The following is a 22,330-nucleotide window of genomic DNA, read 5'->3' as shown; positions in this document are numbered from 1 at the left end:
ATCGATGTTCGATCTGACGGGCAAGCGCGCGCTGGTGACCGGCGCGTCGGGGGGCATCGGCGGCGCGATCGCGCGGGCGCTGCATGGCGCGGGCGCGACGGTGGGGCTGAGCGGCACGCGCGTCGCGCCGCTCGAGGCGCTGGCCGCCGAGCTGGGCGAGCGCGCGCATGCGCTGCCCTGCGATCTGACGAAGGACGCCGATCTGGCCGAGCTGCCCAGGCGCGCGGCCGAGGCCATGGGCGGCGTGGACATCCTGGTCAACAACGCCGGGCTGACGCGCGACAATCTGATGATGCGCATGTCCGACGAGGACTGGGAGCTGGTGCTGCGGGTCAACCTGACGGCGGCGTTCAAGCTGTCGCGCGCGGTGCTGCGCGGCATGATGAAGGCGCGCTGGGGCCGCATCGTCAACGTCACCTCGGTGGTCGGGGTGACGGGCAATGCCGGGCAGGCGAACTATGCGGCCTCGAAGGCGGGTCTGACGGGCATGAGCAAGTCGCTTGCGCAGGAGGTCGCCTCGCGCGGGATCACGGTGAACTGCATCGCGCCGGGCTTCATCGAGACGGCGATGACCGAGGTTCTGAACGACGCGGTGCGCGAGCGCACCCTGGCCGCGATTCCGGCCGGGCGCATGGGAACGCCCGAAGAGATCGCCGCGGCGGCGCTGTATCTGGCCTCGCCCGAGGCGGCCTATGTGACGGGGCAGACGCTGAACGTCAACGGCGGCATGGCGATGATCTGAGCCCCCCGGCATCCGGGCGGAAAGCATTTGCCACCGCCCGGGCGTATGCTATAGGCGCGGCCATCGCGGTCCGCGACGCGCCCGCGCCCCGGGCGGGCGCGGCCCCGGTTCGGAAGGCCGGCGCCCTGGGGCGCGGATCGGAAGACGAAACGGAACACGGTCCGGCTTCGCCGAGGCGAGACCGGGCGAGCGATTCGGAAAATGCGTAAGCCCGCGGGGCTTCGACAAAGTGAGGACCAAGAAATGAGCGACATCGCCGAGCGCGTTAAGAAGATCGTCGTCGAGCATCTGAGCGTGGACGAGGACAAGGTGGTCGAAAGCGCCAGCTTCATCGACGACCTGGGCGCCGACTCGCTGGACACCGTCGAGCTGGTCATGGCGTTCGAGGAAGAGTTCGGCATCGAGATTCCCGACGACGCCGCCGAGTCGATCCAGACCGTCGGCGACGCGATCAAGTTCATCACCGAGAACTCCTGATCGCCCGCGGGCCCGCGCCATCAAGGCGGCGCCCGGACCGGGCGCCGCTTTCGCGTTGAGGCCGGCGCGCGCTTGCCAGCCGGCGGGCGCGCGGCTAAGTTCCCGCATCGTTCACGAATAGTGAGGACGCTGAAGTGAGACGTGTTGTCGTCACCGGGCTGGGCCTGCTTACCCCGCTGGCCTGCGGAGTGGATGAGACCTGGTCGCGGCTTCTGGCCGGCAAGTCGGGGGCGGGGCGGATCAAGCATTTCGACCCCTCGCATCTGGCCTGCCACATCGCCTGCGAGATCCCGCTCGGCGACGGCTCGGACGGAACCTTCAACCCCGACGACTGGGTGCCGGCGAAGGATCGGCGCAAGTTCGACCGCTTCATCACCTACGCGCTGACCGCGGCCGAGCAGGCCGTGCGCGACGCGGGCTGGACTCCCGAGGACGAAGAGGCGCGCCAGCGCACCGGCGTGCTCATCGGCTCGGGCATCGGCGGCGTCGAGTCGATCGCCGAGACGGCCGTGACCCTGAAGGAGCGCGGGCCGCGGCGCGTGTCGCCCTTCTTCATCCCCGGCGCCCTCATCAATCTGTGCTCGGGGCAGGTGTCGATCAGATACGGCTTCAAGGGCCCGAACCATGCCGTGGTCACGGCCTGCTCGACCGGGGCGCACGCCATCGGCGACGCCGCGCGGCTGATTCGCCATGGCGACGCCGACGTGATGATCGCCGGCGGCGCCGAAAGCCCGATCTGCGAGATCGGCGTGGCCGGCTTCGCCGCCTGCAAGGCGCTGAGCACCGCCTTCAACGACCAGCCCGAGAAGGCCAGCCGCCCCTACGACCGCGACCGCGACGGCTTCGTGATGGGCGAGGGCGCGGGCATCGTCGTGCTCGAGGAATACGAGCACGCCAAGGCGCGCGGCGCGAAGATCTACGCCGAGGTGCTGGGCTACGGCCTGTCGGGCGACGCGTATCACATCACCTCGCCCGCGCCCGACGGCGACGGCGGGTTCCGCTCGATGTCGGCGGCGCTGCGCGATGCGGGGCTGACGCCCTCGGACATCGACTATGTGAACGCGCACGGCACCTCGACCCCGCTGGGCGACGAGATCGAGCTGGGCGCGGTGGCGCGCCTTCTGGGCGACGCGGCGAAGAACGTGACCATGAGCTCGACCAAGTCGTCGATCGGTCACCTTCTGGGCGCGGCCGGCGCGGTCGAGGCGATCTTCTGCGCGCTGGCGATCCGCGATCAGGTCGCCCCGCCGACGCTGAACCTCGACAATCCGTCGGTGCAGACGGATCTGGACCTTGCGCCGCACAAGGCGGTGCGGCGGCGCATCGACGTGGCGCTGTCGAACTCGTTCGGCTTCGGGGGCACCAACGCGTCGCTGATCCTGGGCAAGGTCTGACCGGCCCATGCGCCACCTGGCCGCGAACGCGCTGACGCTGCTGGTCGTTCTGGGCGTGGCCCTTGCGGCGGCGGTGGGTTGGGGCGTTCGCAGCTTTCACGCGCCGGGGCCGCTCGAGGCGCCGGCGACGGTGATCCTGGACAAGGGCGATTCGCTGGCCGTCGCCTCGCGCAAGCTGGCGCAGAGCGGCGCGATCTCGGACCCGCTGATCTTCCGCCTTGGCGCGCGCTATCGCGGCGATGCGGGGCGGCTGCGCTTCGGCGAATACGAGATCCCCGCCCGGGCCTCGATGGCTCAGATCCTCGACATCCTGGTCTCGGGGCGGGCGGTGCAGCACCTGGTGACGATCCCCGAGGGGCTGACCTCGTGGGAGGTGGTGCAGCGGCTCAACGCCGCCGAGATCCTGTCGGGCGAGATCGCCGAGATCCCCGAGGAAGGCTCGCTCGCGCCCGACACCTACGCGGTGGCGCGGGGCGAATCGCGCGCGGCGCTGATCGCGCGGATGCAGGCGGCGCAGGAGCGGATCCTGCAAGAGGCCTGGGCCGCGCGCGACAAGGACCTGCCGCTGGCCAGCCCGCGCGAGGCGCTGATCCTGGCGTCGATCATCGAGAAGGAAACGGGCGTGCCGGACGAGCGGCGCGTGGTGGCCTCGGTGTTCGTGAACCGTCTGCGCAAGGGGATGCGGCTGCAGACCGACCCGACGGTGGTCTACGGGCTGACGCAGGGCAGGGGAGGGCTCGATCGCGGCCTGCGCCGCAGCGAGCTGGCCAAGCCTACGCCGTGGAACACCTATCTGATCGACGGGCTGCCGCCGACGCCGATCGCCAATCCGGGGCGCGAATCGATCTTCGCCGCCGTGCAGCCGGCGCGCACCGAGTTCCTGTATTTCGTCGCGGACGGCAGCGGCGGCCACGCCTTTGCGCGCACGCTGGCCGAGCACAACCGCAATGTGGCGCGCTGGCGCAGGATCGAGCGCGAGCGCGCGGACTGAATGCGCGCAACCCTGAAGATTCCTGTTGACAGAGCGCGCGCTGTAAGGTAGTAGTTCACGCACACTGGGAGAGGTGGGCGAAGAGGCCCCGGCGCAAGCGCCGGGGCCTTCGCTTTTGCGGCGCATCCGTTGGGGGAAGGACGCTGCATGAACACGCATGACATGGCGGCGGCGGGGCGCAGGTTGCGCGACCGCCCGCTCGAGGCGCTGCGCAACGCGCGGGCGCTCTACCGGCAATTGTCCGAGATCATGGCCGCCGAGATCCGCGCCCTGGGCGCGGGGCTGGCCGCGCTGCCCGATGACGACCGGCTGCGCAAGCTGGTCGAGCTTCACAACAAGACCCTGTCGCAGCTGATGGAATTCGAGGCGCGAGTTGAAAAGCAGATCGCCGAACGCATCGGGCGCGGCCGAGGAGAGCTGGACCTCGGCGCCGCCAGAAGGGAAATCCTGGGCAAGCTGGCTCGCCTCAAGGCCGCGCTCGGAGCAGGAGCGGATTCTGGCGCAGCTCAGCCCGAATGCGCTGCGGGCGCTTGAATACATCTTCGATGTGTGGGCGCTGCCGGGGCATCAGCTGCCGCCGCCGGGCGAATGGCGCACCTGGCTGATCCTTGGCGGGCGCGGCGCGGGCAAGACCCGCGCCGGCGCCGAATGGGTGCGCAGCATGGTCGAGGGGCCGACGCCGCTTGCGCCCGGGCGGCGCCGGCGCGTGGCGCTGATCGCCGAGACCTTCGACCAGGCGCGCGAGGTCATGGTCGAGGGCGAAAGCGGCATCCGCGCCGTCTCGCCGCCCGACCGCGCCCCGCATTACGAGGTCACGCGCAAGCGCCTGGTCTGGCCGAACGGCGCCGAGGCGCGGCTGTTCTCGGCGCAGGATCCCGAAAGCCTGCGCGGGCCGCAATTCGACGCCGCCTGGTGCGACGAGCTGGCCAAGTGGAAGCATGCGCGCGAGGTGTGGGACATGCTCCAGTTCGGCCTTCGCCTGGGCGACGCGCCGCAGCAGATCGTCACCACGACCCCGCGCCGCGTGCCGCTCCTGACCGAGCTGATGCGCGCGCCCGACACGGTGGTGACGCACGCGCCGACCGAGGCCAACCGGGCCAACCTGGCGCCGGGCTTCATCGAGGCGGTCGAGCGCCGCTTCAAGGGCACCTCGCTGGGCCGGCAGGAGCTGATGGGCGAGCTGCTGACCGAGGCGCCGGGCGCGCTGTGGACCCGCGCGACGATCGAGCGCGGCCGCGCGGCGCCGCCCGATGCGTTCGAGCGCATCGTCGTGGCGGTGGACCCGCCGGTGACGGGCAAGGCCGGCTCGGACGAGTGCGGGATCGTCGTCGCGGGGCTGGCGCGGGGCGTCGCCTGGGTGCTGGAGGACGCCAGCGTGCAGGGCGCGGCGCCGCGCGCCTGGGCCGAGCGCGCGGTGGCGGCCTATCACGCGCATGAGGCCGATCGGCTGGTGGCCGAGGTCAACCAGGGGGGCGATCTGGTCGAGGCGCTGGTGCGCCAGGTGGACCCGCTGGTCAGCTATCGGGCGGTGCGGGCCACGCGCGGCAAGGCGGCGCGGGCCGAGCCGGTCGCCGCGCTCTACGAGCAGGGGCGCGTGCGTCACGGCGGCCTGTTCCCGGCGCTCGAGGACCAGATGTGCGCCTTCACGGGCGACCGCTCCGAGGGCAGCCCGGACCGCGTCGATGCGCTGGTCTGGGCGGTGACCGAGCTGATGCTGAGCGCGGGCGGCGCGCCGCGCGTGCGGCGGCTTTGACCGCGCCATGAGCGGGGCGCCCAGGCGCCCGGCAAGGACGATCGACGTGGGGCGCGGCCCCGGCTCCGGGCGCGGGGCCGGGGCCTTTTCGCGCCTGCCGGACATTCACGAGCATGCGGAGGGCAAGGAAGCGACATGGTGTTCAACTGGCTGCGGACGGCGAAGGCCTCGCCGGACGAAAGGAAGGCCTCGGCGACGGGGCCGGTGATCGCTTATCAGAGCTCGGGGCGGGTGGCTTGGTCGCCCCGGGACAAGGTCTCGTTGACGCGCAACGGCTTCGCCGGAAACGTCATCGGGTTCCGTTGCGTGCGGATGATCGCAGAGGCCGCCGCCTCGGCGCCGCTGGTGCTGACCGACGGCGAGCGGCGGCTCGAGGATCACCCGGTGCGGCGGCTGCTGCGCGCGCCCAATCCGGGCCAGCTGGGCGCGGCCTTCATGGAGGCGCTCTATGGGCATCTGATCCTGCACGGCGACGCCTATGTCGAAGCGGCGGGGCGGATGAGCAACGGCGCGCCGGCCGAGCTGCACGCCTTGCGCCCCGACCGCATGCGGGTGGTGCCGGGCCCCGACGGCTGGCCGCAGGCCTATGAATACGCGGTGGGCGCGCGCAAGGTGCGCTTCGAGATGGGCGAAAGCCGGCCGATCCTGCATCTGAAAAGCTTCCATCCGCTCGACGACCATTACGGGATGTCGCCGCTCGAGGCCGCGGCGGCGGCCATCGACGTGCACAACGCGGCGGGGCGCTGGTCGAAGGGGCTGCTCGACAACGCCGCCCAGCCTTCCGGCGCGATCATCTACAAGTCGCCCGACGGCGCGACGCTGACGCAGGATCAGTATGACCGCCTGGTCGCCGAGCTCGAGGCCAACCACCAGGGCGCGCGCAACGCCGGGCGGCCGATGCTGCTGGAAGGGGGCCTCGACTGGAAGCCGATGGGCTTCTCGCCCTCGGACATGGAGTTCCAGGAGACGCGCGCCGCCGCCGCGCGCGACATCGCCATCGCCTTCGGGGTGCCGCCGATGCTGCTGGGCCTGCCCGGCGACGCCACCTACGCCAATTATCAGGAGGCCAACCGCGCCTTCTGGCGCCAGACGGTGCTGCCGCTGGTGCGCCGCGTGTCGGGCGCGCTGGCCGCCTGGCTGGGCGAGGAGATGGGCGAGCGCCTCGAGCTGACGCCTGACATGGACGCCATTCCCGCCCTGGCGCCCGAGCGCGAGGCGTTGTGGCGTCGGGTCAGCGCGGCCGACTTCCTGACGGATGCCGAGAAGCGGGCGCTTCTGGGCCTGCCGCCGGCGGCGTGATGCATACGAGCTTGCGCGGCCGCACGCCTGGCTCGCGCTACCTCTACGAGCCTTTCGACAGCGCGCATGCGCGGGTCGAGGCCTTGGAGCGGGTGCTGGACGAGCGGTGGGCGGCGCTGGAGCGCACGCTTCAGCACGTGGAGAGCGGCCTTGACCGCATGGAGCGGCGCATGTGGCTGGCCGTGTTCTCGGTGGCGGCGGCGCTGGCGGGGCAGTTCGCGGCCATGTTGATCGGCGGGCTGGCGCGCTAGCGGCCCGCCGGGCGCGGCCTTGGCCGCGCGCAATTCAGGGGAAAACCGGATGCAGGCAACGATGACGCCCGCCCCTTGGGGGCTGCGGGCCTTGGAAGGACTCGAGACGAAATACGTCGCCTTCGACCAGGCGGCGACCGTCGCGGAAAACGGAGCGATCGAGGGATACGCCTCGCTTTTCGGCGCGACGGACCAGGGCGGCGACGTGGTCGAGCGCGGCGCTTTCGCGCGCTCGCTGGCGGCGCTGCGCGGCGCGGGACGGTCGGTGAAGCTTTTGTGGCAGCACGATCCCGCGCAGCCCATCGGCGTGTGGGACGAAGTGCGCGAGGACGAGAAGGGTCTGTTCGTGCGCGGCCGTCTGATGCCCGAGGTGCGGCAGGGCGCCGAGGCGCTGGCGCTTTTGCGCGCGGGGGCGGTGGACGGGCTGTCCATCGGCTACCGGGCCGTGCGTTCGTCGCGGGCGCCGGGCGGCGGACGGATCCTGCACGAGATCGAGTTGTGGGAGGTGTCGCTGGTCACCTTCCCGATGCTGCCCCAGGCGCGGGCGCAGCAGGCCAAGGCCGATCCCGAGGCCGATGCGCTGAGCCTGGCGCTGGCCGAGGCCTTCGCCCAGGCGCGACGTCAGCTGCGCGGGTGAGGCCCGGGCGCGAGACGGCCCCAGCTCCGGCGCGCGCGCCGGGCTGGCGGCGGGGGCGCTCGCCGCCCCGAACGGGATGCGGGCCGGGCCTTGCCCGGCCTTGCGCCGAAACCTTGTCTTCCTCAACCAGATCCAGGGAAATCGAAGCATGACCATCTCCAACGCCGGCGCCCTCGAGACCAAGTCCGCCGTGCAGAGCTTTCTGAACGAGTTCAACGCCTTCCAGGAGGAAATGAAGATGCGCTTCCAGCGTCAGGAGGAGCGCATCGAAGCGCTCGACCGCAAGTCCGCCGTCGCCGCCCGCCCCGCGCTGAGCCGCGCCGCCGAGGCCGAGCCCGCGCACAAGAAGGCTCTGTCGGCCTATCTGCGCACCGGCGAGGATGACGGGCTGCGCGGGCTCGAGATCGAGCGCAAGGGCCTGACCACCGCGGTCAACGCCGAGGGCGGCTACCTGGTCGACCCGCAGACGGCCGAGCGCATCCAGAGCGTGCTGACGGGCGCGGGCTCGCTGCGCGCGGTGGCCAATGTGGTCCAGGTCGAGGCCAACAGCTTCGACGTGCTGGTCGATCGCGGCGATGTCGGCAGCGGCTGGGCGACCGAGACCGACCCCGCGGCCGAGACCGGCTCGGCGCAGATCGAGCGCATCTCGATCCCGCTGCACGAGCTGTCGGCCATGCCCAAGGCCTCGCAGCGGCTGCTGGACGACGCCGCCTTCGACATCGAGGGCTGGCTGGCCGGGCGCATCGCCGACAAGTTCGCTCGCGCCGAGAGCGTGGCCTTCATCTCGGGCGACGGCGTGAACAAGCCGCGCGGCATCCTCAGCTATCCGACCGCGCCCAACGGGACCGAGACCTGGGGCCAGATCGGCTACGTCACCACGAACGAGGTGGGCGACTTCAGCTCGGTCAACCCGGCCGACGCGATCGTGGACCTGGTGTATGCGCTGGGCGCGCAGTATCGCGCCAAGGCGGTGTTCGTGATGAACTCGAAGACCGCCGGCGCCGTGCGCAAGATGAAGGACGCCGACGGCCGCTTCCTGTGGGCCGACAGCCTGGCGGCGGGCGAGCCCTCGCGCCTCATGGGCTACCCGGTCGTGATCTGCGAGGACATGCCCGACGCCACGGCCGGCGGCTACGCCATCGCCTTCGGCGATTTCGGCGCCGGCTACACCATCGCCGAGCGGCCCGACCTGCGCATCCTGCGCGACCCGTTCTCGCAGAAGCCGCATGTGCTGTTCTACGCCACCAAGCGCGTGGGCGGCGACGTGACCGACTTCTCGGCCATCAAGCTGCTGAAGTTCGACATCGCGTGACGCCGCGGGCGGGGCGAGACCCCGCCCCGGCTTGCCGGACGCGCCGCCTCGCCCGCCCGGGCGCGGCGGCGCGCAAGGCCCCCGCGCCGCGCCGCAAGGCGCCTCTCCCTCCCGTCAGCGGCGCGGGGGCCGCTCGGGCGCGCGGCGCCCATGACCGGCCGGGCGCCGGCCCTTTCGTCGTCTCAAGCCAAGGAGCATGCGATGAGCAGCTTCGTGACCAAGACTGCGGCCGAGATGCGCCGTTTCGTCGTCGACTGGCCGCTCGAGCCCGGCGAGACGCTGGAAGGCGCGCCGGGCTGGTTCGTCATTCCGCAGGAGCTGGACACGCAGGGCGTGCGCGTCGCGGCGGTGCGCGATCTTGGCGCGCGCAGCGAGGTGACCCTGGCGGGCGGGCTGGCGGGGCGGCTCTACCACGTGGCCTGCCGCGCGCGCACCAGCGCGGCGCGGGTGCTGACGCGCGGCTTCCTGCTGCGCGTCGAGGCCTGAACTTCTGGATCGGAGACATGTCGGGATGCTGACTGAACTCGCTTCGCCGCCCGTCGAGGCGCTGCCGCTGGCCGCGCTGTCGGATCACCTGCGGCTGCCGTCGGGCTTTGCCGGGCACGAGGAGCCGGGGCTCGAGGGCTACATGCGCGCGGCCCTGGCGACGGTCGAGAACATGACCGGCAAGGCGCTGCTGACGCGCCGCTTCCGCTGGCGCGTGCGCGAATGGCCGCGCGGCGACCGGGCGACGCTGCCGGTGGCGCCGGTGCGCGCGCTGGCGTCGGCGGCGCGCATCGGCCCGGACGGCGCCGCGTCGGCGCTGGACCTTGCGCGCCTTGCGCTGATCGAGGACGCGCACGCGCCCGCCCTGACGGGCGCGGGCGGCGGGCTTTTGCCGGGCATTCCCTGCGGCGGCGCGATCGAGGTCGAGTTCGACGCCGGCTACGGCGCCTCGTGGGACGAGGTTCCCGCCGATCTGCGCCAGGCGGCGATGATGCTCGCCGCCCATTTCCACGAGCAGCGGCACGTCGCGGCCATGAGCATGCGCGCCGCCCCGATGGGCGTGCAGGCGCTGCTGGCGCCTTACCGGAGGGTGCGGCTGTGAGCTGGGCGCGCGAGACGGTCCTGGCGCCGGTGCTCAATCGCCGCCTGACGCTGGAGGAAGAGGTGCGCGCCCCCGACGGGGCGGGCGGCTGGACGCGCGCATGGCGCGAGCTGGGCGTTCTGTGGGCGGCGGTGCGCGCGCGCGCCGGGCGCGAGCTGGACGAGGGCGGGCGGGCCCTGTCGCGCGTCTCGCACCGGATCCTCGTGCGCGCGGCGCCGATGGGTTCGGCGGCGCGGCCGCGCGCGGACCAGCGCCTGCGCGAGGATGGCCGCGTTTTCCGCATCCGTGCGGTGACCGAGGCGGATGCGCGCGGCCGCTACCTGTTGTGCTGGGCGGATGAAGAGGCCGAACAATGACTTACGCGCTGTCTCTCGTCTTGCAGGAGGGGGTGTGGCAGGCGCTGGCGAACGCGCCGCAGCTGGTCGGGCTGATCGACGGCCGCGTCTATGACGCGCCGCCCCACGCCGCCGCCCCCGACGCCTCGGACCTGCCCTACGTCACGCTTGGCGACGAAGAGGCCGAGGCCTGGTCGGCCGGCGGGCTGGAGGGCGCGGTGCATGATCTGACGATCTCGGTTCACGCGCGCGGCGAGGGCTTCGCCGAGGCCAAGCGCATCGGCGCGGCGATCAGCGAGGCGCTGACCGAGGCGCCGCCGCCGCTGGCGCAGGGGCGCGTGGCGATGGTCGAGTTCCTGTCGGCGCGCACACGGCGGCTGAGCGACGGGCGGCGCCGGATCGACCTGCGATTCCGCTTCAGGGTTCACAAGTAACCAACGGCAAGGAAACGAAAATGGCGGCTCAAAAGGGCAAGGATCTGCTGCTCAAGATCCATGACGGCACGGCGTATCGGACGGTGGCGGGGCTGCGCGCGACGCGCATCTCGTTCAACGCCGAGACGGTGGATGTGACCAATGTCGGCTCGACCGATCGCTGGCGCGAGCTTCTGGCCGGGGCGGGGGTGCGCTCGGCGGCGGTGAACGGCTCGGGGGTGTTCCTGGACGACGCCACCGACGCGCGCATGCGCGAGCTGTTCTTCAACGGCGAGATCGCCGACTGCGAGGTGATCGTGCCCGATTTCGGACGCATCTCGGGTCCGTTCCAGATCACGGCGCTGGAATATTCGGGCCAGCATGACGGCGAGGCGGTCTACGAGGTCGCCCTGGCCTCGGCCGGCGCGCTGACCTTCGCGGGGATCTGAGCCATGGCCAATCCTGCGCGCGGCGAGGTCGAGATCGTTCTGGACGGGCACCCGCACGTCATGCGCCTGACGCTGGGCGCGCTGGCCGAGCTGGAGGCGGCGCTGGGCGCCGAGGGGCTGGTGGGGCTGGCGCGCCGCTTCGAGGAGGGCAGCTTCTCGGCCGCCGATCTGCTGCGTCTGATCGGCGCGGGGCTGCGCGGCGCGGGCGCGTCCATCGGCGACCAGGAGGTGGGCGCGATGCGCATCGAGGGCGGCGTGCACGGCGCGGCGCGCGCGGCGGCGCGGCTGCTCGAGGCGACCTTCGCGCCGCTGGAGGAGATGGGATGAGCGCCGGCGCCGGGTCCCGGGTGGACTGGGCGGGGCTGATGCGCCTGGGGCTGGGCGAGCTGCGCCTGGCGCCCGAGGCGTTCTGGTCGATGACCCCGCGCGAGCTGGAAGCGGCGGCGGCCCCGTGGCGGCGGCGCTTTGCGCGGCCGATGAGCCGCGAGGCGCTCGAGCGGCTGCGCGCGCGTTTTCCGGACGCGGCGCCGGGTGAGAAGCAGGAGTGAGCATGGGCGATTTCGAGGATCTGCGGGGGGCGGCCGAGGGCGCCTCGACCTTCCGCGAGGAGATGCGGCGGGTGCGCGCCGAGATGCGCGCCTCGAGCGAGCAGGCGCGCAGCCTGTCGAGCACCCTCGGCGGCTCGCTGCGCGGCGCGTTCGATCGGCTGATGTTCGGCGGGGCGCAGGCTTCGGACGTGCTGCGTCAGCTGGGGCGCGATCTGGCCGGACGGGTGTTCGACTCGGCGGTGCGTCCGGTGCAGGGGGCGGTGGCCGACGGCATCGGCGGCGCGCTGACCAAGGGGTTGGGCGGCCTGCTGGGCGGGATGAGCCTGTTCGCCGACGGCGGCGCGTTCTCGGCCGGGCGGGTGAGGGCCTTTGCCGGCGGGGGCGTGGTCGAGGGGCCGACCATGTTCCCCATGCGCGGCGGGACCGGGCTGATGGGCGAGGCGGGGCCCGAGGCGATCCTGCCGCTGCGCCGCGGCGCCGACGGGCGGCTGGGCGTGGCGGCGGCGGGCGGCGGAGGCGGCGCGCGGGTGACGGTCAACATCACCACGCAGGACGCCGAAAGCTTCCGCCGCTCGCGCGCGCAGGTGGCCGCGCAGATCGCCCGCGCGGTGCGCGCGGGTCAGAGGCATCAGTGAGCCGCGCGCGCCGCGGCAGGACGAGGAGGGCCCGATGAGCTTTCATGAGGTGCGGTTCCCGACGCGGCTGTCGGTCGGGTCCACGGGCGGTCCCGAGCGGCGGACCGAGATCGTGACGCTGGCCAACGGCCACGAGCAGCGCAACGCCGCCTGGGCGCATTCGCGCCGGCGCTACGATGCGGGCATGGGGCTGAGCTCGCTGGACGATCTGCACGAGGTGCTGGCCTTCTTCGAGGCGCGCATGGGGCCGCTGCATGGCTTCCGGTGGAAGGACTGGATCGACTGGAAGTCCTGCGCTCCCTCGGCCGCGCCCGCGCCCACCGACCAGACGCTGGGGGTGGGCGACGGGGCGGCGGTCTCGTTCCAGCTGACCAAGAGCTACGCCTCGGACGCGCAGACCTATGTGCGCCCGATCCGCAAGCCCGTGGCCGGCACGGTGCGCGTGGCGGTGGACGGGATCGAGCGGACGGACGTCTCGGTCGATCCGACCACGGGCGTGGTCACCTTCGCCTCGCCCCCCGCCCCCGGCGCGCTGGTGACGGCGGGGTTCGAGTTCGACGTGCCGGTGCGCTTCGACACCGAGCGCATCGAGATCAGCCTGACGGCGATGGAGGCGGGCGAGATCCCCTCGATCCCGGTTGTGGAGGTGCGTGTCTGATGCGCGAGCTGACGCCTGCCATCGACGCCGCGCTGGAAAGCGGCGTCACGACGTTGTGCCGGTGCTGGGCCATCGAGCGGCGCGACGGGGTCGTGCTGGGGTTCACCGATCACGACCTGCCGCTGTCCTTCGAGGGCATCGACTTCGCGCCCGAGACGGGGTTCACGCGCACCGAGCTCGAGCGCAGCCTGGGGCTGAGCGTGGACAACATGGAGGCGACGGGCGCGCTGCGCTCGGACGCCATCACCGAAGAGGACATCGCGCTGGGCCTTTACGACGGCGCGCGCGTCACGCAGTGGCTGGTGGACTGGACCGCGCCCGAGAACCGCATGGTCGCCTTCGCCGGCCGCGTGGGCGAGATCCGGCGCGGCGCCCAGGCCTTCGAGGTCGAGTTCACGGGGCTGTCCGATGCGCTCAACCGGCCGATGGGGCGGGTCTATCTGCGCTCGTGCGACGCCGAGCTGGGCGATGCGCGCTGCGGCGTGACGCTGACGGCGGCGGCCGGCTCGGTGCTTGCGGTCCTTGACGGGCGGCGGCTGCGCGTCGCCGGCTTCGAGGATGCGGACGCCCATCCCGAGGGCTGGTATGCGCTGGGCCGCCTGGTCTGGCGGACCGGGGCGAATGCGGGCCGGACCGAGTCGGTCCTGGGCTTTGCGCGGCGCTCGGGCGGGGTCGAGATCGAGCTGTGGAAGGCGCCGGCGGCCGCGCCCTCGGCGGGCGATGCGTTCGACCTTTATCCCGGCTGCGACAAGAGCGCGGCGACCTGCCGCGACAAGTTCGCCAATCTGACGCGCTTTCGCGGCTTTCCGCACATGCCCGGCGAGGACTGGGCGGCGGGCTATCCGGGCTCGGAGGAAGATCATGACGGCGGATCCCTGTTTCGTTGACGCGCGCGCCGCGGCCATCGTCGCCGCGGCGCGCGGCTGGCTGGGCACGCCCTATCGCCATCAGGCCAGCCTGCGCGGGGCGGGGGCCGATTGCCTGGGTCTGGTGCGCGGCGTCTGGCGCGAGGTGATCGGCCCCGAGCCCGAGGCGCCGCCGCCCTACAGCCCCGACTGGTCCGAGCCCAGCCGCGACGAGCGGCTGTGGCGCGCGGCGGCGCGGCACATGACGCCGCTTGCGCCCGAAGAGGCGCGGGCGGGCGACGTTCTGCTGTTCCGGATGCGGCGCACGGCGCCGGCCAAGCATCTGGGCATTCTGACCTGCATGGGCGGCGAGGGCGAGCCGCGCATGATCCACGCCTACAGCGGCCGCGGCGTGGTGGAATCGTCGCTGGGTCCATCCTGGCGGCGGCGCATCGCGGCGGCTTTCCGGTTTCCGAGGTAAGCACATGGCGACATTGGTTCTGGCCGCGGCGGGCGCGGCGCTGGGCGGCGCCGCGGGCGGCGCGGTTCTTGGCGTGGGCGCGGCGACGATCGGGCAGGCTGCGGGCGCGATCGTCGGCGGGCTGATCGACCAGAAGGTTCTGGGCTCGGGGTCCGAGGCGGTGGCGCGGGGCAAGGCCTCGACGCTGCGGATCCAGACCTCGCAGGAGGGCGCGCCGATCCCGCGCGTTCAGGGCCGCATGCGCGTGGCGGGGCAGGTCATCTGGTCCACCCGCTTCAAGGAGCACGTCGCCCGGCGCGGCGGCGGCAAGGGCGGCGGGCCGACGGTCAGCGAATACAGCTACACCATCAGCTTCGCCGTCGCGCTGTGCGAAGGCCCCATCGAGCGCATCGGCCGGGTCTGGGCCGACGGCAAGCCGCTGGACATGGAGGCGATCTCCTGGCGGCTGCACAAGGGCGACGAGAGCCAGGGCCCGGACCCGCTGATCGAGGCGGTCGAGGGCGAGGCCCCCGCCTATCGCGGCGTCGCCTATCTGGTGTTCGAGGACCTGCCCGTGGGCTCCTTCGGCAACCGCATGCCGCAGATCAACGTCGAGGTGTTCCGCCAGCCGCGCCCCGGGGCGGTGCCGACCGGCGAGGACGGCCTGCCGCTGCGCGAGGTGGTGCGGGCGGTGGCCATGTCGCCGGGCACGGGCGAGTTCGTCTACGACACCATCCCCGTGCGCGAGATCCGCGACGAGGGCGATGAGCGCTACGTGAACGTGAACACCTCGTCGGGCAAGGCGGATGCGCTGGTCTCGCTCGATCAGCTCGAGACCGAGCTGCCCGCCTGCCGTTCGGTGTCGCTGGTCGTGAGCTGGTTCGGGACGGATCTGCGCGCCGAGCAGTGCGAGCTGCGCCCGGGCGTCGAGAACGCCGAGGCCGAAACCGCGCCCGAGCCCTGGTCGGCGGGCGGGACCGACCGCGCCGGCGCGCATCTGATCGGGCGCGACGAGCAGGGCCGGCCCGTGTTCGGCGGCACGCCCTCGGACGCCTCGGTGGTGCGCTTCATCCGCGAGATGAAGGCGCGCGGGCTGCGGGTGATGTTCTACCCCTTCATCCTGATGGACATTCCCGCGGGCAACGGGCTGACCGACCCGTGGAATCCGTCGCAGGAGCAGCCCGCCTATCCCTGGCGCGGGCGCATCACCACCAACCGCGCGCCCGACGTGCCGGGCACGACCGACATGACGCCCTTCGCCGAGGTCGAGGCGCAGGCTTTCTTCGGCGACGCCGAGCCCGAGGATTTCGAGCTGTCGGGCGATCAGGTGATCTATTCGGGGCCCGACGAATGGCGCATGCGCCGCTTCATCCTGCACTATGCGCATCTGTGCAAGGCGGCGGGCGGGGTGGATGCGTTCTGCATCGGCTCGGAGCTGCGTTCGCTGACGCAGATCCGCTCGGGCCGCGAGAGCTACCCCGCCGTCGAGGAGCTGCGCCGCCTTGCGCGCGACGTGCGCGCGGTGCTGGGCCCGCAGACGAAGATCGGCTATGCCGCGGACTGGTCCGAGTATTTCGGCCATCAGCCCTCGAACGGCGACCGCATCTTCCACCTCGACCCGCTCTGGGCCGACGAGGCGATCGACTTCGTGGGCGTCGACTACTACATGCCCCTCACCGACTGGCGCGACGGCGAGGATCATCTCGACGCGCGCGAGGCGCGCTCGATCTACGACCTCGACTATCTGAGCAGCCGCTTCGCCGCGGGCGAGGGGTATGAGTGGTATTACGCCTCGGAGGCGGACCGCGACGCGCAGATCCGCACGCCGATCGTCGACGGCGCCCATGGCGAGGACTGGATCTGGCGGCCCAAGGACCTGCTCAGCTGGTGGTCGAAGGCGCATCGCAACCGCGTCGACGGCGTGCGCTCGGCGGCGCGCACGCCCTGGCGGCCGCGCATGAAGCCGATCTGGCTGACCGAGATCGGCTGTCCGGCCGTGGACAAGGGCACGAACCAGCCCAACGTGTTCGTGGACCCGAAATCCTCGGAGAACGCGCTGCCGCGCTACTCGAAGGGCACGCGCGACGACCTGATCCAGCGGCGCATGCTGCAGGCGGCGGCGCGCCATTGGTCCGACCCGGCGAACAACCCGGTCTCGGACGTGTATGGCGGGCCGATGCTCGACCTCGACAACGTCTATGTCTGGACGTGGGACGCGCGGCCCTGGCCCGAATTCCCGTCCCGCTCGGACATCTGGTCGGACGGCGCCAATCACGAGCTCGGCCACTGGCTGGACGGGCGCACGGCGGGCGCCTCGCTGGCCGAGGTGGTGGCCGAGATCTGCGACCGCGCGGGGGTGACCGAGGCCGACGCCTCGGAGCTGCACGCGATCGTGGACGGCTTCGTGCAGGAGCGCACCGCCAGCGCGCGCGAGGCGCTTCAGTCGCTGATGCTGGCCTATGCCTTCGACGCCTACGAGACGGGCGGGCGGCTGCGCTTCGTGATGCGGGGCGGCGCGCCGCGCGCCGAGCTGGCCTCGGGCGATCTGGTCGAGGACCCCTCGGGCGGCGCGCCGTTCGAGCTGGTCCGCGCGCCCGAGGGCGAGGCGCTGCGCGACGTGCGCATCGGCTATCTTCGCGGCGACGCCGACTACCTGGCGGGCGCCGAGGAGATCCGCTCGCCCGAGAGCGGGGCGCTCGGGGTGCAGGGCTCGGAGCTGCCGCTGGCGCTGACGCGGGCGACGGCGCGGCGCATCGCCGAGCGCTGGGCGCTCGAGACGGCGGCGGGGCGCGAGACGGCGCGCTTTTCGCTGCCGCCTTCGCGCCTTGCGCTCGAGCCCGGCGACGTGGTGCGGCTGCTGGACGCGGGCGGGGCCGAGTATCGCATCGAGCGCATCGCCGACGGCGTGGCGCGGCGCATCGAGGCCACGCGCGTGGACGGCGCGCTTTATGCGCTGGGGGCGCGGCCGGTGTCTTCGGACCCCGGCGCGCCGCTGCCCGGAAGCGACGCGCCCACGCCGCCGGCCTTCCGGCTGCTGGACGTGCCCTTCGCGCGCTTCGGCGGGTCCGAGACCGAGGCGTATCTGGCGGCCTGGTCGGCCAACTGGCCCGGCTCGGTCAGCATCTACGCCTCGGACCGCGACGAGGGCTACGCCTTCGCCGCGCGGCTGCGCCGGCCTTCGACGGTGGCGCGGCTCGTGGACCCGCTTCCGGCCTCGCAGCCCTGGCGCTGGAGCCGGGGGGCGCGCGTGCGGGTGAAGATGCTGTCGGGCGAGCTGCTGTCGGCCGACGAGCTGGCGGTGTTCAACGGCGCCAATCTGGCGGCGCTGGCGGCCGCCGACGGGCAGTGGGAGCTGCTTCAGTTCCGCGAGGCGGCGCTGGTCGGTCCGGGGGAATACGAGCTCTCGGGCTTTCTGCGCGGGCTTGGCGGCACCGAGGCGCTGATCGGCGATCCGGCCCCGGCGGGGGCGGTGCTGGTTATGCTGGGCGAGCAGCTGGCGGCGTTCGAGGCGCCGCGCGGGCTCGAGCGGCATTACCGCATCGGCCCGAGCGGGCGGGACCTGAACGACGACAGCTTCCAGCACGCCGTGTGGACGCACCAGGCCACGGGGCTGCGGCCCTGGGCGCCGGCGCATCTGCGCGCCGAGCTGACGGCGGGCGGAGACGTGGCGCTGAGCTGGGTGCGGCGCTCGCGCCGCGACATCGACGCCTGGTCCGACGGCGAGACGCCGCTGGACGAGGCGTTCGAGCGCTACCGGGTGCGGGTCTACGCGCCCGACGGCGCCGTGGCGCGCGAGGTCGAGGCCGACGGCCCCGGCTTCGTCTACGACGTCGCCATGCAGGCGGCGGACGGCTTCGGGGGCGGCCTTGCCGGGGTGAGCTTCGGCGTGGCGCAGATCTCGGAAGCCTTTGGTCCTGGAATCGAAGGAAAGGCGACGCTCAGTGGTTGAGACGGCAAATCTCTCGTTGCCGCTTCTGGCCGCCGGTCAGGCGCAGAAGCACGTGACGGTGAACGAGGCGCTGACGCGCCTCGATTCGCTTTTCATGCTGGCGGTGGAAAGCCGCGCGGTCATGTCCCCGCCGGCGGGGGCGGCCGAGGGCGACCGCTACATCGTGCCGGCCGGCGCCTCGGGCGACTGGGCGGGGCGCGACGGCGACATCGCCGTCTTCGTCAATGGCGGCTGGGATTTCGTCACCCCGAGGACGGGCTGGCGGGCCTTCGTCGCCGACGAGGGGCTGGACGCGGTGTTCGCCTGGGGCGTGTGGTCGGTTCCGGCGGCGGCGGCCGGCGGCGCGCAGATGAGCGTGCTGCAATTCGATCACGCCATCGCGCCGGGCGGGGCGCAGGATACGGCGGGGCTGATCCCGGCGGGCGCGATCGTGATGGGCGTGACCGCGCGTGTGATCGGGGCCATCGGCGGCGTCACGGGCTGGTCGCTGGGCGTGGCCGGGGCGCCGACGCGCTATGGCGCGGGGCTGCCGACGGCGCTCAACGCCGCCGCGGCGGCGGGCTGCGGCGGGCCGCTGGCCTATCCGCAGGCGACGCCGCTGCGCCTGACGCCCGAGGGCGGCGACTTCGCCGGCGGGCAGCTGCGCATCGCCATCCACCACCTGACGCTGACGGTCCCCGATGCGGTGTGAGGCGCGCGCGAGCGGCGGAGCGGCGCCATGACGCTTGCGGCGCTGGGGGCGGCGGCGCTGGACGCGCTGCTGGCGGCCTGCGTGCTGAGCACCGCGGCCTCGATCATCGTGGCGGCCACGCCGACGCCGCGCGACGACGGCCCGGCGGGGCGGCTCTATCGCTGGCTCGAGGTGCTGGCCTTCAACTTCGGCCATGCCGGCGCGCCGCCGCCGAACCGGGTCGGGGGGCGCTTTCGCCCGGACTGACGCGCGGGCTCGTGAAGGGGGCGGGGGCGGGTTTCGCTTGAACTCGCCCCCGAAAGCGCGATGTTGTGACATGAGTCCATTCGCCGGAGCCGCTCATGACCACCGCATCGCGCACGCGCGCCGCCGTCGCCAAGATCGACCCGATTTGGGAGCGCATCCGCGCCGAGGCAGAGGAGATCGCGCGCAACGAACCGCTTCTGGGCAGCCTTGTGCACGCCGTGGTCCTGCATCACGACTCGCTCGAGGGCGCGCTCAGCTACCGCATCTCGCAAAAGCTGGAATCGCCCGAGATGCCGGCGCTGCTGCTGCGCGAGATCGCGGACGAGGTGCTTGCCTGCGACGAGGGCGTGCGCGAGGCCGTGCGCGCCGACATCCTTGCGGTCTACGAGCGCGACCCGGCCTGCCATCGTCATGTGCAGCCGCTGTTGTTCTTCAAGGGCTACCTGGCGCTGCAGGCCTATCGGATCGCGGCGCATCTGTGGCGCGCGGGGCGGCGCGACATGGCCTATCACCTGCAGATGCGCACCTCGGAGCAGTTCGGGGTCGACATTCACCCGGGCGCGCGCATCGGCAAGGGAATCATGATCGACCATGCGCACTCCATCGTCATCGGCGAAACGGCGGTGGTGGGCGACGACTGCTCGATGCTGCATTCGGTGACGCTGGGCGGCACGGGCAAGGAGGACGGCGACCGGCACCCGAAGGTGGGCCGGGGCGTGCTGATCGGCGCCGGGGCGAAGGTTCTGGGCAACATCCGCATCGGCGATTGCAGCCGCATCGCCGCCGGCTCGGTGGTGCTCAAGGACGTGCCGCCGTGCAAGACGGTGGCGGGCGTGCCGGCGCAGGTCATCGGCGACGCCGGCTGCGAACAGCCGGCGCGCAGCATGAACCAGCAGGTCTGACGGCGCCGGTCAGAGCAGGAAGTCGCCCGCGTCGAGGGCCGGCTTGCCGTTGAGGATGATCGCCAGATCCGCCGCGCCGTCGCCGTCGACGTCGCCCTGCACATGGGTCTTGCCGCCGGCGTTGAAGATGATGAGCTCGCCCGCCGCGCCGGTGAACTTGGTCCCGGCCAGGGCGAAGGCCTGATCGCCCGCGGCGCCGAGGTCGGCGTCGATGCCGCCGAGGTCGATCTTGTCGGGTCCGTCGCCGAAATCCTGGATCACGTCGGCCGCCCCGGGCGCGCTGTCCTCGACCTTTTCGAAGACGAACACGTCGGCGCCGGCGCCGCCGCGCAGCTTGTCGGCGTCTCGGCCGCCGATCAATCTGTCGGCGCCGCGGCCGCCCGTCAGCGTGTCGGCGCCCCGGTCGCCGATCAGCGTGTCGCGCCCGTCATTGCCGATCAGCAGGTCGTCGCCGACGCCGCCATCGACCGTTTCGTCGGCGGCCAGGCCCCGGAACACGTCGTCGACGCCGAAGGCCTTGCCGTCGATGACCGAGTATCCCTGCGAGAAGTTGAAGGCCTCGAGACCATGAAAGCGCGACCCCTCGGCCGCGCCGGCGTTCTTGGACTGGTTGGCGAGGTTGATGATCCAGCCTTCCTTCTCGATGTCGAGCGCGCCGAGATTCACGGTGTCGAAGCCGGCGCCGCCGCGCAGGACGTAGGTCGATCCGGGCTGAACGGTGATCTCGTCGTCGCCATGCCCGCCATGGACCATGGCGTCGCCTTCGCCAAGCTGAATGCTGTCGTTGCCGCGGCCGCCATAGATGCGGTCGTCGCCGCCGCCGCTCGAGATGGTGTCGTCTCCGGCATAGCCGCGAATGATGTTGGCGCCGGCATTGCCGCTGATGTCGTCCGCGTTGTTCGAGCCAAGACCCTTGATGTCGTCGGTTCCCATCAGAAAGAGGCGTTCGATGCTGGACGACGTGATGCGGAAGCTGACGCTTGAAAAGACGGAGTCTTCGCCTGCGCCGCCGGAGATCGCGGCGCCGCTTTGGTAGATCTCGAAGACGTCGTTTCCGTCGCCGCCGTAGATCTCAGTGCGTTGCGAGAAGTCCTTGTTGGGCTCGATCGTGCCGCCGGCGTAGACGAAAAGGTCGTCGCCGGCGCCCAGAAACACGTTGCCGAGCAGCGTGCCGTCCAGCATGTGAAACGCGTCGTTGCCGCCGCCCAGATTCACACGGCCGCGGATGTCGCCCGAATTGGTCACGATCTGCGACGCGTCGTCGCCGCTGACCACGTCGCTCTGCCGGAACAGGAAATCGGGCGTTTCGATCACGCCCGTGTTGTCCAGAACCGCCCGCCCGGTCATCTCGACGGCGGTTTCGCCGCCGCTGATCACGCCCGAGTTGACGACCTGGCCGAAGCCGGCTCCGTAGAGGTCGTTGGGCCCCGCGACGACGACGCCGACCGGGGCGTTGATGACGCCTGAATTGCTGAGAACGGCCACGCCATGCATCTCGACGGCGGTCTGACCCGCCGAGATCGTGCCCGTGTTGACGATCTGGCCGGCCTTGCTCATCGCATCAAGGTTGCCCGCCTCGACCACCACCCCGCGCCAGGCGCTGATGAGGCCCGAATTCTCGACCCTCAGATAGCCGGTCGCGGAAGGGTCCTGGACGATGACGCCGATGGCGTCGTCGATCGCGGCGGAGCCGGTGCTGATCGTTCCGACGTTGACGACCGTGGCGCCCCATCCCTCGAGCCAGACGCCCTTGCCGGCGACGATCTGGCCCTCGTTGATCACCGAGCCGCCCTGATCCCCGTCATTCTGGACCAGCAGGTAGACGCCCGTGGATGGGCGCACGGCGCGGATCGAGCCCTCGGACCCGATCTCGACCGAGTTGCGGGGGCCCGCATTCGCGGCCACGCCCGCCGAGGTGGTGACGAGGTCGCCCTCGATCACGACCCGGGCGTTCGATACGCCGCTCTCGATCAGGAAGCCGTATGAATTCGCGTAAAGGCCGCTTCCTTGGGTCAGCACCCATGCGTCGGTGGAGCCGGCGACATTGACGCTGCTGGTCGAATTTCCTGAAATGAAGTTGACGGCCATAATGAATTTCCCCCTTGAGCCGCGCCGCGCCGGGTCTGCGCGAACGAAGTTGGTCCATTTTACCTGTCAGCGACGCAGCGGCAATATCGTTTTCCGTTCATCATTGCGCCCGAAAAAGGGCCGCCGGACGATGCGCCGGCGGCCCTTGAAGGCGTATGCGTGGCGTGG

The 22,330-nt window shown here is 72.0% G+C and carries 26 protein-coding genes; 25 read left to right on the top strand and 1 reads right to left on the bottom strand.

Annotation, left to right across the window (positions count from 1 at the left end):
• The first annotated feature begins 4 nt into the window (after positions 1–4).
• The 25 genes from fabG (at position 5) to cysE (ending at position 20,074) form a co-directional block, all read left to right on the top strand.
• Positions 5–742, top strand: coding sequence for a 3-oxoacyl-[acyl-carrier-protein] reductase (gene fabG / locus LY05_RS13840; protein WP_072748319.1), 738 nt, complete (start codon positions 5–7; stop codon positions 740–742).
• 243 nt (positions 743–985) lie between these two features.
• A complete protein-coding gene (locus LY05_RS13835; protein WP_072748320.1) occupies positions 986–1,219 on the top strand; it encodes an acyl carrier protein in 234 nt (77 codons plus the stop codon).
• A gap of 134 nt (positions 1,220–1,353) precedes the next feature.
• Positions 1,354–2,613 (top strand): beta-ketoacyl-ACP synthase II, encoded by a 1,260-nt coding sequence (gene fabF, locus LY05_RS13830; protein ID WP_072748321.1) that lies wholly within the window; start codon positions 1,354–1,356, stop codon positions 2,611–2,613.
• 7 nt (positions 2,614–2,620) lie between these two features.
• Positions 2,621–3,604: an endolytic transglycosylase MltG gene (gene mltG, locus LY05_RS13825; protein ID WP_148923544.1), complete on the top strand. Its 984-nt coding sequence runs from the start codon at positions 2,621–2,623 to the stop codon at positions 3,602–3,604.
• Between the two features lie 147 nt (positions 3,605–3,751).
• Positions 3,752–4,138, top strand: coding sequence for a hypothetical protein (locus LY05_RS15455; RefSeq protein WP_148923543.1), 387 nt, complete (start codon positions 3,752–3,754; stop codon positions 4,136–4,138).
• Positions 4,139–4,142: 4 nt separating this feature from the next.
• A complete protein-coding gene (locus LY05_RS13815; RefSeq protein ID WP_428842408.1) occupies positions 4,143–5,357 on the top strand; it encodes a DNA-packaging protein in 1,215 nt (404 codons plus the stop codon).
• A 135-nt stretch (positions 5,358–5,492) separates the two neighbouring features.
• The gene (locus LY05_RS13810; protein ID WP_072748323.1) at positions 5,493–6,656 is read left to right on the top strand and encodes a phage portal protein; all 1,164 of its coding nucleotides are present in this window, start codon (positions 5,493–5,495) and stop codon (positions 6,654–6,656) included.
• Complete coding sequence (locus LY05_RS13805) at positions 6,656–6,907, top strand: GTA head formation protein, RCAP_rcc01685 family (protein ID WP_072748324.1); 252 nt, start codon at positions 6,656–6,658, stop codon at positions 6,905–6,907. The genes LY05_RS13810 and LY05_RS13805 overlap by 1 nt, the downstream gene beginning before the upstream one ends.
• A gap of 61 nt (positions 6,908–6,968) precedes the next feature.
• Positions 6,969–7,544, top strand: a complete 576-nt coding sequence (locus LY05_RS13800; RefSeq protein ID WP_148923542.1) for an HK97 family phage prohead protease — start codon at positions 6,969–6,971, stop codon at positions 7,542–7,544.
• A 148-nt stretch (positions 7,545–7,692) separates the two neighbouring features.
• Complete coding sequence (locus tag LY05_RS13795) at positions 7,693–8,856, top strand: phage major capsid protein (protein WP_072748325.1); 1,164 nt, start codon at positions 7,693–7,695, stop codon at positions 8,854–8,856.
• 201 nt (positions 8,857–9,057) lie between these two features.
• The gene (locus LY05_RS13790; RefSeq protein WP_072748326.1) at positions 9,058–9,342 is read left to right on the top strand and encodes a phage fiber-tail adaptor protein; all 285 of its coding nucleotides are present in this window, start codon (positions 9,058–9,060) and stop codon (positions 9,340–9,342) included.
• A 25-nt stretch (positions 9,343–9,367) separates the two neighbouring features.
• The gene (locus LY05_RS13785; protein WP_072748327.1) at positions 9,368–9,943 is read left to right on the top strand and encodes a head-tail connector protein; all 576 of its coding nucleotides are present in this window, start codon (positions 9,368–9,370) and stop codon (positions 9,941–9,943) included.
• Complete coding sequence (locus LY05_RS13780) at positions 9,940–10,299, top strand: head-tail adaptor protein (protein WP_245728541.1); 360 nt, start codon at positions 9,940–9,942, stop codon at positions 10,297–10,299. The genes LY05_RS13785 and LY05_RS13780 overlap by 4 nt, the downstream gene beginning before the upstream one ends.
• Positions 10,296–10,712 (top strand): DUF3168 domain-containing protein, encoded by a 417-nt coding sequence (locus LY05_RS13775; protein ID WP_072748328.1) that lies wholly within the window; start codon positions 10,296–10,298, stop codon positions 10,710–10,712. The genes LY05_RS13780 and LY05_RS13775 overlap by 4 nt, the downstream gene beginning before the upstream one ends.
• Before the next feature lie 20 nt (positions 10,713–10,732).
• Entirely contained in the window at positions 10,733–11,140 is a 408-nt protein-coding gene (locus LY05_RS13770; RefSeq protein ID WP_072748329.1) for a phage major tail protein, TP901-1 family, read from the top strand.
• 3 nt (positions 11,141–11,143) lie between these two features.
• Positions 11,144–11,467, top strand: a complete 324-nt coding sequence (locus tag LY05_RS13765) for a gene transfer agent family protein (RefSeq protein WP_148923541.1) — start codon at positions 11,144–11,146, stop codon at positions 11,465–11,467.
• Positions 11,464–11,688: a rcc01693 family protein gene (locus tag LY05_RS13760; protein WP_072748331.1), complete on the top strand. Its 225-nt coding sequence runs from the start codon at positions 11,464–11,466 to the stop codon at positions 11,686–11,688. The genes LY05_RS13765 and LY05_RS13760 overlap by 4 nt, the downstream gene beginning before the upstream one ends.
• Positions 11,689–11,690: 2 nt before the next feature.
• Positions 11,691–12,323 carry a phage tail tape measure protein gene (locus LY05_RS13755; protein ID WP_072748332.1) on the top strand — a complete coding sequence of 211 codons (633 nt, stop codon included), beginning with the start codon at positions 11,691–11,693 and terminating at the stop codon, positions 12,321–12,323.
• Between the two features lie 34 nt (positions 12,324–12,357).
• Positions 12,358–12,981 (top strand): DUF2460 domain-containing protein, encoded by a 624-nt coding sequence (locus LY05_RS13750; RefSeq protein ID WP_072748333.1) that lies wholly within the window; start codon positions 12,358–12,360, stop codon positions 12,979–12,981.
• Complete coding sequence (locus LY05_RS13745; RefSeq protein WP_148923540.1) at positions 12,981–13,868, top strand: DUF2163 domain-containing protein; 888 nt, start codon at positions 12,981–12,983, stop codon at positions 13,866–13,868. Before LY05_RS13750 ends, LY05_RS13745 begins: the two co-directional genes overlap by 1 nt.
• Positions 13,843–14,307 (top strand): NlpC/P60 family protein, encoded by a 465-nt coding sequence (locus LY05_RS13740; protein WP_072748335.1) that lies wholly within the window; start codon positions 13,843–13,845, stop codon positions 14,305–14,307. The genes LY05_RS13745 and LY05_RS13740 overlap by 26 nt, the downstream gene beginning before the upstream one ends.
• A 4-nt stretch (positions 14,308–14,311) precedes the next feature.
• Complete coding sequence (locus LY05_RS13735; protein WP_148923539.1) at positions 14,312–18,235, top strand: baseplate multidomain protein megatron; 3,924 nt, start codon at positions 14,312–14,314, stop codon at positions 18,233–18,235.
• Complete coding sequence (locus LY05_RS13730; protein ID WP_072748337.1) at positions 18,228–18,926, top strand: DUF2793 domain-containing protein; 699 nt, start codon at positions 18,228–18,230, stop codon at positions 18,924–18,926. Before LY05_RS13735 ends, LY05_RS13730 begins: the two co-directional genes overlap by 8 nt.
• A gap of 27 nt (positions 18,927–18,953) precedes the next feature.
• Complete coding sequence (locus LY05_RS13725; protein ID WP_072748338.1) at positions 18,954–19,172, top strand: hypothetical protein; 219 nt, start codon at positions 18,954–18,956, stop codon at positions 19,170–19,172.
• Positions 19,173–19,267: 95 nt separating this feature from the next.
• Positions 19,268–20,074: a serine O-acetyltransferase gene (gene cysE, locus LY05_RS13720; protein ID WP_148923538.1), complete on the top strand. Its 807-nt coding sequence runs from the start codon at positions 19,268–19,270 to the stop codon at positions 20,072–20,074.
• A gap of 9 nt (positions 20,075–20,083) precedes the next feature.
• On the opposite strand, the gene LY05_RS13715 is transcribed toward cysE, so the two are convergent.
• The gene (locus tag LY05_RS13715; RefSeq protein WP_148923537.1) at positions 20,084–22,162 is read right to left on the bottom strand and encodes a calcium-binding protein; all 2,079 of its coding nucleotides are present in this window, start codon (positions 22,160–22,162) and stop codon (positions 20,084–20,086) included.
• Positions 22,163–22,330: the final 168 nt, after the last annotated feature.

The sequence above is a fragment of the Oceanicella actignis genome (assembly GCF_008124525.1).
In the GTDB taxonomy this organism is placed as follows: Bacteria; Pseudomonadota; Alphaproteobacteria; order Rhodobacterales; family Rhodobacteraceae; genus Oceanicella; species Oceanicella actignis.
The sequence above is the reverse complement of the archived record's forward strand: the minus strand, read 5'-3'. Positions and strand labels throughout refer to the sequence as shown.